We start from the raw sequence: 9,387 nt of genomic DNA, 5'->3' as shown, positions 1-9,387 counted from the left end.
ATCTCCTGCCGGTTGCCTCTTCCGTGTCGGGACAAGCCGACCCACCCATTAGGTGGACGGGGCGATACTGATGCCGTGCTCGGTGAGCACGGCACAGATCGGGTCGACCCCGAAACGGGAACGGTAGGCGTCGATGTAGTCGACGATCACCGCAGTCGGCGGTCGACCTCCGCCGCCGCGAAAAACGCGCTCGCGGTCTTCAGAATCTCGTTGCTCTGCGTAATTCGGATACTTCTCGGCGAAGCCGGGCGACCTCGTCCGACACGTCAGATGTTACAGACGATGCGCCGGGTGCCTGGCGGCTCTCCTCCCGCTCGATCCAGTTCCGCAGCGTCGCCGGCGCGATGTCGAGCAGCTCGCCGACATGGCGACGGGCTGCGACCTTCGAGCCTCCACGCTCCTCGATCCGGTCCCGATACATCCGGACGGCACGCTCCTGGGTCTCGGCGTCGTACTTCTTCGGTGCAGGCATACCAGCATTCTCCTTGCTAGATCAGAAGCCTCCACCTCGTCCAGGACGGTTCATAATCGCTGTGGAAAATCAGCTCCCCACCGCGGACGGCGCGAGAGACAAGGCATAGTCACGCGCCGACAGCACCAGATCGGTGTCCGCGCGGGCCCGGCACGCCAGCCGACGACCTTGTTCGAGATCGCATCACGCACACTGGCCAGCCACAGCATCCACCGGTCGTGATCCGCGTCAGATCCGCCACTCACGTGCGGTACCGGCGCGGTCGCAGTGAAGTCCTGGTCTAGCAGATCCGGCGCAGCGGTATGCCGCTGGTTCGGCTTCGTCGACCAACCCTTCCGGGCCTTTCCTTAGGACGTCGCGACGATCGTTTGCCCGCATGATCTGTGCGAGACGTTGGCGCTGACCCCCACCCCCGACGCAGCTCCAGCCACACCCTCGGGATCCCCTAGGTCCGGCGAATCGTGTGAGGCGCGGATCTCGTCGATCAACGACAGCAGCCCGGCGACCTCGTTCGCCAAATCTCCTCCAGCATCGACGTCGACGGGCCGATCGTCACGCACGCGGTGATCGGATTCGGCCATCGAGGATCAAACCCGATTCGGACCTCTCCGGAAGATCTCAGGTCCCGGGAACAGCAGCACACCAGACTGATTCAGCTTCCCGTTCAGCTGCCGGCGCAATGGCACCAGCGCATACCTATGATCTACAGCCCCTGGACCCGTCCGCCGTCAACGATGACAGCAGTCCCGGTCAGGTACGAGGTGTACGCAGAACACAGGAATGCAACAATCCGCCCGAAGTCGTCCGGATGACCAACGTAGGAGCGGTCCTGACGGCCGAGTTCGATCAACCGGTCCGTGGAGTGCGCTCCGGGGCAGACGAGGTTGAGCGTGACCCCCGACGCGGTGAGCTCGTTCGCCGCGGTCTTGGCCCACCCCCACAGTGCGGGACGCGACACGTTGGACAGCGCCAAGTTGTCCATGGGCTGACGAGCCGAGCCGGATGCGATCAGGCAGACGCGCCCCCACTGCTGTTCGACCATGACAGGTTGAGCAGCACGCACCAGGCGGATCACCGACAGAGTGTTAGCAGTCAGTGAATCGAGGATCTGCTGATCTGTGACTTCGAACGCTCCACCCGGCGCGGGGCCGGCATTGTTGGCCACCACAATGTCGAGCCGTCCAAAGCGCTCAAGTGCGCGGTTGACGAGCAACTCTGGCAAGTGTTCGTCATTCATGTCGCCTGCGACAATCTCGACTTCCACTCCAGCCTCATCGCGCAATAGCGTCAACTGATCCGCTGAACGCGCATTGACGACGAGGCGTACACCCTCGGCCGCCAGAGCCATCGCTGTCGCCCTGCCAAGCCCTCGCGAGGCCGCAGTAATCACTGCCACCCGATCCGAAATACCCAAGTCCATGACACTAGAATACTTACATCGTGTACTAGCGCAAGTCCTGCTTCGGGTCGCAGGCTCGTGGCAATCCAGGAACGCGTCTCGGCGGTGGCGCGGCGTACAGGGGGCACGGGTGAGCAGCCCCTGATCTGTCTCGATTGGCGGTCATCGAGGGCCACAGGTCACACGACCCCTGCCGAGCGTCAGGGCCGAGACGGATGGGTTCGCAGAACGTCACGCGGAGGTGGACCTCATGTATGTCCAGCCCCGGGTCAACGGACACGGGGAAGTCCGGGCCGGCGGACCGGATCTGTGGACATCAAATTCCGGATGTGTAGTCGTTGCACCGCGTCGCCAGCCCGGTGCGACGCCCTCGTCTACGTCTGGCACTGATCGAACTGGCGCCGCGCCAGCCAAGCCAGGGCCCGAGCAAGCCACTACAATCACCGACACCACGAACTGTCGTTGCAGTCTTAGAGCGTGTCTCATGTGGGGAGCTTCTTGAAGCAGGTGAGTGCGGCGGCGAGGTGAAGGAAGCCAGCGAAGTGTTCGCCGTAGCGTTCGTAGCGGATGGTCATACGTCGGTAGCCGGTGAGCCAGGCGATGGTGCGTTCGATCTTCCACCGGTACCGGCCGAGGCGATCGTTTCGCTCGATGCCGCGGCGGGCGATCCTCGGGACGATGCCTCGTTCGCGCAGCCACCGTCGGTGCATGTCGTAGTCGTAGCCCTTGTCGGCGCGAATCTTTCCCGGCTTGCGTCGGCGTGGTCCCCGCCTGGACTTCGTCGCCGGAAGCGCGGCCACCATCGGTTGCAGCATCGTGCTGTCGTGGGTGTTCGCCCCGGTCACACCCACGACCAGTGGGATTCCATTTGTTTCGGACAGGACGTGGATCTTTGATCCCTTCTTACCGCGGTCGACCGGGCTGGGACCCGTCAGTGAGCCCCCCTAATGAGAGTCAGCGAGTCCGGTCATACGGCAGACTCGTCACCGGTAGCGGCGGACAGGTGAGCACTTCTCCCCCCTGGACAACGTGGAGTCCTGAAAAAAGATCGTGCCCCTGACCCGTCCGCCGGGAGAACGGAATCGCTGATGGGATGTCGTGCCCGCTCCGGCGTGAGCACTGCTTCATTAGGGCGCTGATGGTTCTTCCGCACGCTACCGAACGTGGTCGAGCTCGAGGACGATGGGAGGAGTATCAGTGCAGTTATTCGTGGGAGATGACTGGTCGGAAGAGCATCACGATGTCGAGCTGATGGACGCGGCCGGACGGAGGCTGAGCAAGGCACGACTGCCGGAAGGGGTGGCCGGGATCGCGCGGTTGCACGCGATGATCGGCGACCAACTCGGCGACGACGTCGACCAGTCCGAGGTGGCGATCGGAATCGAGACCGACCGAGGCCCGTGGGTTGCGGCGTTGGTGACCGCCGGTTACACAGTGTTCGCGGTGAATCCGTTGCAGGCGGCCCGTTTCCGGGAACGCAGCGGTGTCTCGGGCGCGAAGAGCGACGCCGCCGACGCACACGTGTTGGCGGACATGGTACGCACCGATTCGCACCAGCTGCGGACGGTGGCCGGCGACAGCCCCGAAGCCGAGGCGATCAAAGTCGTTGCCCGGGCCCACAAGACATTGATCTGGGAACGCACCCGCCACACCCAGCGACTGCGACACGCACTGCGCGAGTACTTCCCGGCCGCATTGGAGGCGTTCGACGATCTCGACGCCGTCGATGCCCTCGAGCTGCTCGGGAAGGCACCCGACCCGGCCTCGGCGACACGACTGACACGGGGACAGATCACGGCGGCGCTGCGACAAGCCCGCCGCCGTGACATCGAGACCAAGACCGATCGGATCCAGGCCGCCCTGCGCGGTGAGCAGCTGGGCCGGGCGGCGGTGATCACCACCGCCTACGCGGCGACCGTCCGCTCTATCGTGGCGATACTGACCACGCTGAACGCGGAGATCAAGGCGCTGCAGGGGCAGGTCGATGCGCATTTTGGCCGGCACCCGGACGCTGAGATCATCATGTCCCAGCCCGGGATGGGACCGTCGCTCGGCCCCCGGGTCCTCGGTGAGTTCGGCGACGACCCCGAACGGTATGCCACCGCGAAGGCCCGCAAGAACTATGCTGCCACCAGTCCTATCACCCGCGCCTCCGGCAAGAAGAAGGTGGTCGCGGCCCGGTTTGTGCACAACGATCGACTCGTCGATGCGCTGAACTCTCAGGCGTTCTCGGCCCTCCAAGCTTCACCCGGCGCCCGCGCCTACTACGACAAACAACGAGACCGCGGTCTCGATCACGGTTCCGCCCTGCGGCAGCTGGCCAACCGGCTCGTCGGCATCCTCCACGGGTGCCTCAAGACCCACACCTGCTACGACGAAACGACGGCCTGGTCGCATCACGTCGAGAGGGCCGCTGCTTGACACCCCAGCTCCTGGGATGTCTTTTTGCCCGCACGCTTGCCGCGTCCAGGATTGCTGCCGTCCAGTCGAGTTCGCCCGCACTACCGAGTTGGTCGAGCACCTCGCGATGGAGTTTTTCGAACACCCCATCGCGCACCCAGGCACTGAACCGTCGATGCGCGGTTGGCACGGTCACCCCGAAGGACGGTGGCAGGTGCCGCCACGCACATCCGCTGGTGAGCACGTACACGATCGCGGTGAACACCGCCCGGTCATCGGCGGGGGTACTGCCACCTCCCTGCGGCCGGGCGACAAAAGGAGGAATCAACGGTTCGACTATCTCCCACAACGCATCCGGAACCAACCTCAGTGACAACTCATCTACCACGCGTCACATAATGTCCCACAGGTCACTTCATCCACATGAGACACGCTCTTAACCGTCGTTCCGCTCCACGACCCAGGCCGCGATCTGCGTCCGGGAGGTGAAGCCCAGTTTGGCCAGGATGTGCTCGACGTGCCCTTGTGCGGTGCGGGGTGAGATCACCAGGCGGTCGGCGATGGCCTGGTTGGTCAGGCCTTCGGCGATCAGATCGGCGACTTGGCGTTCTCTCTTGGTCAGTCGCGTCGAAGGGTCGGTGGCAAGTCTAGTGGTGCCGGGCTGTCGCTCGTGGAGGGCGTAGGCGATTGCCGCTTCGAACTCGAGTTGTTCACCCTTGCGGTGCGCCGCTCCGAATGTCTTGTCCCCGAGTTCGCGCCGAACCGCCTGGTCGCAGTTCTGATGGTAAACAAACAAATTGGAATGTATGACCACAGCGCTACCCACGGACCGCGCCAGTCCTTCTGCGGCTCCCATCAGCGCTGCGGCCCGCGCGGCGTCGCGCCGCTCGCACGCAATCCAGGCCAGCGCCTCGAGGCAGGCTCCGGCGAAGCGGGGGCTGTGCACTTGCCGGGACAGCTCCAGCGACTGTTCGAGAAGCTGGATCGCGCGATCCGCATCACCCTGTCGCCACACGGCAATTCCCAAGGCCCACAGTGAATGCGATCGATACATCTTCTCACCGGACGTTTGCGTGATCGCGAGGACACGCTCATGGCATTCGATTGCCTGCTCTATCAGGCCGGACAGTCCATAGGCCAACCCCAACAGGTAGAGGACGCTGGTCTCGAGTGTGCGTTCGCGGAGTTCGCTGAACTCGGCGAGGGCAGCCTCCAGTTGCGAGCATGCTCGCTCGAGATCACCCCGGTAGAGGGCTAGCATGCCGTCGGAACAGCCGACGTAAGCACGCATCACGGGGTCGCTCGTGTGCGCGGTGAGAGTCCGCGCCTCCTCGACGAGCGCGGCCCCGGCATCGAGGTCGCCCTGCACGTCAGCTATCGCGCTGGCGCAGTAGAGCGCCCTGATCCGGTCGACGGTCGGTTCTACGGGGTAACGGGCCAGCAGTTGGTCGAGCCAGCGCCGTCCCTCGGTGTTGAGGCCTTGGGATGTCCAAAACCAGCGGAGGGCGGCGGCGGTGCGCAGGCCGGCGGCGGGGTCGTCGTCGATGCTGAATTCGAGGGCCTCCCGCAGATTCGGCTGTTCTCGCTTCAGCCGGGCGATCCAGTCGAGTTGGCGGGCGCTGATCCACTCGGCCTCCGCATCGAGCGCCAACGCCTCGTACCAGTCCCGGTGCCGTCGACGCAAAACCACAGCCTCACCGGTCTGCGTGAGCTTCTCGAAGCCGTACTCGCGGAGAGTCTCGAGCATACGGAAAAGCACCACCGACCCGTACTCCTCCCGGATCAGGATCGACTTCTCCACCAGAGACGTCAGCGTGTCCAACAACTCGTCCGGGTCGAGGCCCTCGCCGCACACCCGCTCCGCCGCGTCGAGTTCGAAGCACCCCGCGAACACCGCCACCCGACCCCACACCAGTTGTTCACCGGCGGTGCACAACTCGAAGCTCCAGTCGACAGACAACCGCAGCGTCTGTTGCCGCGTCGGCGCACCCCGGTTGCCGCGGGTCAGCAGGGTGAAGCGGTCGGTCAGGCGCCCCAGGATCTGCTCGGGCGAGAGCGCCCGCAACCGGGCGGCCGCCAATTCGATCGGCAACGGCAACCCCTCGAGCCGGTGGCAGATCCCCGCCACCGCCGCCGCGTTCTCCTCGGTGAGCGCGAAGCCCGGAACCGCGGCAGCACCGCGGTCGACGAACAACGACACCGCATCGTATCGGGACAGCGCCCGCAACGAGGGCCGCCGGTCCGAATCCGGGACCGCCAGCGGGGGGACCCGCAACACCGCTTCCCCACCGATGACCAGGGGTTCGCGGCTGGTGGCCAGAATCCGCAAGCCCGGGCACACCCGTAACAGGGTCTCAGCCAGTTCCGCTGCGGCGTCCACCATGTGCTCACAGTTGTCGAGGACCAACAGCACCTCTCGCGGCGCGAGGAACTCGATCAATACCTCACGCAACGGCCTCGCCGAATGGTCCCGCACCCCCACCGCTGCGGCCACCGCATCGATCAACGACGACCCGTCGCGCAGTTCACCCAACTCGACGAGGCGCACACCGTCGTCGTACTCACGCTGCACCGCCGACGCGACCCGCATCGCCAGCCGCGTCTTGCCCACACCACCGATCCCCGTCAACGTCACCAGCCGCGACCCGGCCAGCAGGTTCCTCGCCTCGGTGAGCTCGTGTCGACGGCCAACGAAACTCGTCAGTTCCAGGGAAAGACTTCCCGTCGCGCTCCCAGGCGAAGGACCCGTAGACCGAGGCCGACCGGACACTGACTGTCCGTGGTCGCTTGCCGCACCTGGGGCGCTGTGCAGGGCCATCTCATCGACAGGAAAGCCGTGATCGCGTTGCAGCTGCCGCAGTTCCTCCCCGAAGTCGGCAGCCGTGACCGGACGCGCTTCGGGAGTCCGGGACATCGCGCGGGCGATTGTGTCGGACACATCCTCGGGGATCCCGTGCTCACGCAGATCTGGGACCGGTTGTGTGGTGATCCGAAGAAACTGCGCAACGACCTGCTCACCGCTGCGACGCTCGAACGCGGCATGTCCGGTCAGAGCACTGAACAGGGTGGCACCGAGACCGTAGACGTCCGCCGCCGGACTCGCCGGATCACCGCCCAACACCTCCGGCGCGGTATACGCCGGCGAGCCGGTGACGGCGCCAGTGGCGGTCTCAAAGCCGCCGGCGATGTGCGCGATGCCGAAGTCGGTCAACGCTGGTTCGCCGTACTCGGTGAGCAGGATGTTCGCGGGTTTGACGTCGCGATGCAGGATGCCGAGCCGGTGCGCGGTCTCCACCGCGCCGGCGATCTTGACCCCCAGCCGGAGTGCCTCACCCAACGGCAGGGGGCCGCGGTGGCGGACGAGAGCGTCGAGGGAATCCTGCGAGTGGTAGGGCATCACGATGTAGGGAAGTCCGCCGTCGGTGGCACCGACCTGCAGAATGTTGACGATGTTCGGGTGCCCGGTCAGCCGCCCCATCGCCCTCTGCTCCCGGAAGAATCGCGCCCGGTTCTCCTCGTCGAGTTCGACGGTGAGCACCTTCACCGCCACCGTGCGATCCAGGTCCTCCTGGGTGCAACGGTAGACCACGCCGAAGCCGCCGCGGCCGATCTCATGGACATCGTCGAAGCCCGTGCCTGCCAGCTCCGCGGCCGGGGAGGGCGGGTACCGCTGAGTGCCGAGCGGATCACCTTCACCCATCGGACGGTCTACTCACTCCGTCGACTCATCGTCCCGAAACTGGTCCCGACGGCACGACCAGTGCAGATTCAACCTTAATCCACCTCTCGATGGCGTGCCCTCAAGGATATCGCGGTATACGGGCCGTCCATGGCGTTCTTCGCTCTAAGGGGATGTGTGACCTTCCCTGTTCGGAGGGAGCTTCCTGCCAAGGTCAGGACTCGACTGGGACCAGCTCATGGGCGGGCATGTAAAGGGGAATGCACGATCCGGGCGGTGGCAATCCCTCGGGAGGCTTCGACGTCGGCGATGTGAATCGTGTAGTGCTCCCGCTCGAGGTAAGTCACCAGCTCGGTCGCCCACGGTTTCCAGGCCATGGTGCCGTCGATGATCACGTTCTCCCCTAACGACAATGACTGTGCGACGGCTGTTTCGAGCAGAAGGTTCGATTCGATGTGCACCAGCGCGGACAGCTCGTTCGGGTAGAACCGGCTCGGCTGCCCCGGCCTTGCGCGAAGCTCCTCGGGCAGCAACTGCTGCAGCGAGCCATCGGCGTCTGCCGTCGCGAGGAGGCGGAGTTTGAACTCGTCCGCATCCAGATGCCGCCACCCCTGCGCGCGTCCTCCCACCAGATGGGCTTGGGCGGTGGATTTGCCGGCGCCGGGCGGGCCCGCCATCAGAATGGATACCCGATCCCGGCGGACTTGGGTGCGTGATGCTCGCCAGTCCGCGAGGATCCGCTCATGCAGCCGCAACCGCGGCCGGGTGGGGACAGGTTCACCGTCGATTCGGCGGAAGTACCGGCGGTCGTTGATCGTGGCGTGCGGGGCATCGATCGTCAGCGGGCCGCCCGGAGTGGACAGCGAGGCTGGCACGGCGATCCTCTACTTCGTGGGACGGCACAGGTCAGTCGGCCAGTGCGTCGAGGATCAGGTCGTAGTCCTCATCGGTGAGGAACCCGTGGGTGAGCGCGCGGCCGACCTGGTGGTTGAAGCCACCCTCCGTCTGGGGGCGGACGTCGTCGACGTCGGGGTAGGCGGTCGGCGCCATCGGCTTGTCGTACTCCCATCCGATCAGCTCGGCGCGCATCGTTGCCGGATCGATCTCGCCGGCCGCGCACCGCGCGGCGACCTCATACGCGGTGCCGCCGTGGGTGCCCGGACGGACATCCGGTGCCTCGACGCGGGCGCGCTGGAGCATCTGGCTGATCGCCGGCTGGCTGACACCGTTGACCTCCGCCAACCTTTTCTGGGTGGCTCCGCCCTCGTACAGTTGCCGCAGGTTACGGAGGAAACCGATATGCGCGACCACCTCACGCGCCCGGTTCTCGGCCATGCTCGAGAACAACCGGTCCCGGTCCATCATGATCGTCATAACCCACACCTCCTCTATAAGCAATCTTATACCCGCAGGCCCAGGCCGTAAAGTGCGCGACGA

At 65.3% G+C, this 9,387-nt stretch carries 5 protein-coding genes, 3 pseudogenes and 1 other annotated feature; of the genes and pseudogenes, 1 reads left to right on the top strand and 7 read right to left on the bottom strand.

Annotated elements, in window-relative coordinates; genetic code table 11:
- Positions 1-51 precede the first annotated feature (51 nt).
- From QM841_RS39010 to QM841_RS39000, 3 genes and pseudogenes are all read right to left on the bottom strand, one after another.
- Positions 52-472, bottom strand: a pseudogene (locus tag QM841_RS39010) (transposase); the annotation flags it as partial.
- Positions 58-189 (bottom strand) — a sequence feature (AL1L pseudoknot). It overlaps the preceding pseudogene by 132 nt.
- A 703-nt stretch (positions 473-1,175) precedes the next feature.
- Entirely contained in the window at positions 1,176-1,892 is a 717-nt protein-coding gene (locus QM841_RS39005; protein ID WP_283336154.1) for an SDR family oxidoreductase, read from the bottom strand.
- Positions 1,893-2,353: 461 nt separating this feature from the next.
- A pseudogene (locus tag QM841_RS39000) lies at positions 2,354-2,815 on the bottom strand (IS5 family transposase); the annotation flags it as partial.
- Between the two features lie 253 nt (positions 2,816-3,068).
- On the opposite strand from QM841_RS39000, the gene QM841_RS38995 reads away from it, so the two are divergent.
- Entirely contained in the window at positions 3,069-4,292 is a 1,224-nt protein-coding gene (locus QM841_RS38995; RefSeq protein WP_422631237.1) for an IS110 family RNA-guided transposase, read from the top strand.
- Between the two features lie 19 nt (positions 4,293-4,311).
- Here the strand turns inward: QM841_RS38995 and QM841_RS38990 are convergent.
- The 4 genes and pseudogenes from QM841_RS38990 to QM841_RS38975 form a co-directional block, all read right to left on the bottom strand.
- Positions 4,312-4,659: pseudogene (locus QM841_RS38990) on the bottom strand (transposase); the annotation flags it as partial.
- Positions 4,660-4,707: 48 nt separating this feature from the next.
- Positions 4,708-7,971, bottom strand: coding sequence for a protein kinase domain-containing protein (locus tag QM841_RS38985; protein ID WP_283336153.1), 3,264 nt, complete (start codon positions 7,969-7,971; stop codon positions 4,708-4,710).
- A 215-nt stretch (positions 7,972-8,186) separates the two neighbouring features.
- Positions 8,187-8,825, bottom strand: coding sequence for a zeta toxin family protein (locus QM841_RS38980; protein ID WP_283336152.1), 639 nt, complete (start codon positions 8,823-8,825; stop codon positions 8,187-8,189).
- A 31-nt stretch (positions 8,826-8,856) separates the two neighbouring features.
- Positions 8,857-9,324 carry a hypothetical protein gene (locus tag QM841_RS38975; RefSeq protein ID WP_283336151.1) on the bottom strand — a complete coding sequence of 156 codons (468 nt, stop codon included), beginning with the start codon at positions 9,322-9,324 and terminating at the stop codon, positions 8,857-8,859.
- Between the last annotated feature and the right edge of the window lie 63 nt (positions 9,325-9,387).

It is taken from the genome of Rhodococcus sp. IEGM 1307 (assembly GCF_030056915.1).
GTDB classification, from domain to species: Bacteria; Actinomycetota; Actinomycetes; order Mycobacteriales; family Mycobacteriaceae; genus Rhodococcus_F; species Rhodococcus_F opacus_D.
The sequence above is the reverse complement of the archived record's forward strand: the minus strand, read 5'-3'. Positions and strand labels throughout refer to the sequence as shown.

What these genes read in the sequence shown, in the direction of transcription:
- QM841_RS39005 (WP_283336154.1), bottom strand. Translation starts at nt 1,892, where the DNA reads ATGGACTTGGGTATTTCGGATCGGGTGGCAGTGATTACTGCGGCCTCG.
- QM841_RS38985 (WP_283336153.1), bottom strand. Translation starts at nt 7,971, where the DNA reads ATGGGTGAAGGTGATCCGCTCGGCACTCAGCGGTACCCGCCCTCCCCG.
- QM841_RS38975 (WP_283336151.1), bottom strand. Translation starts at nt 9,324, where the DNA reads ATGACGATCATGATGGACCGGGACCGGTTGTTCTCGAGCATGGCCGAG.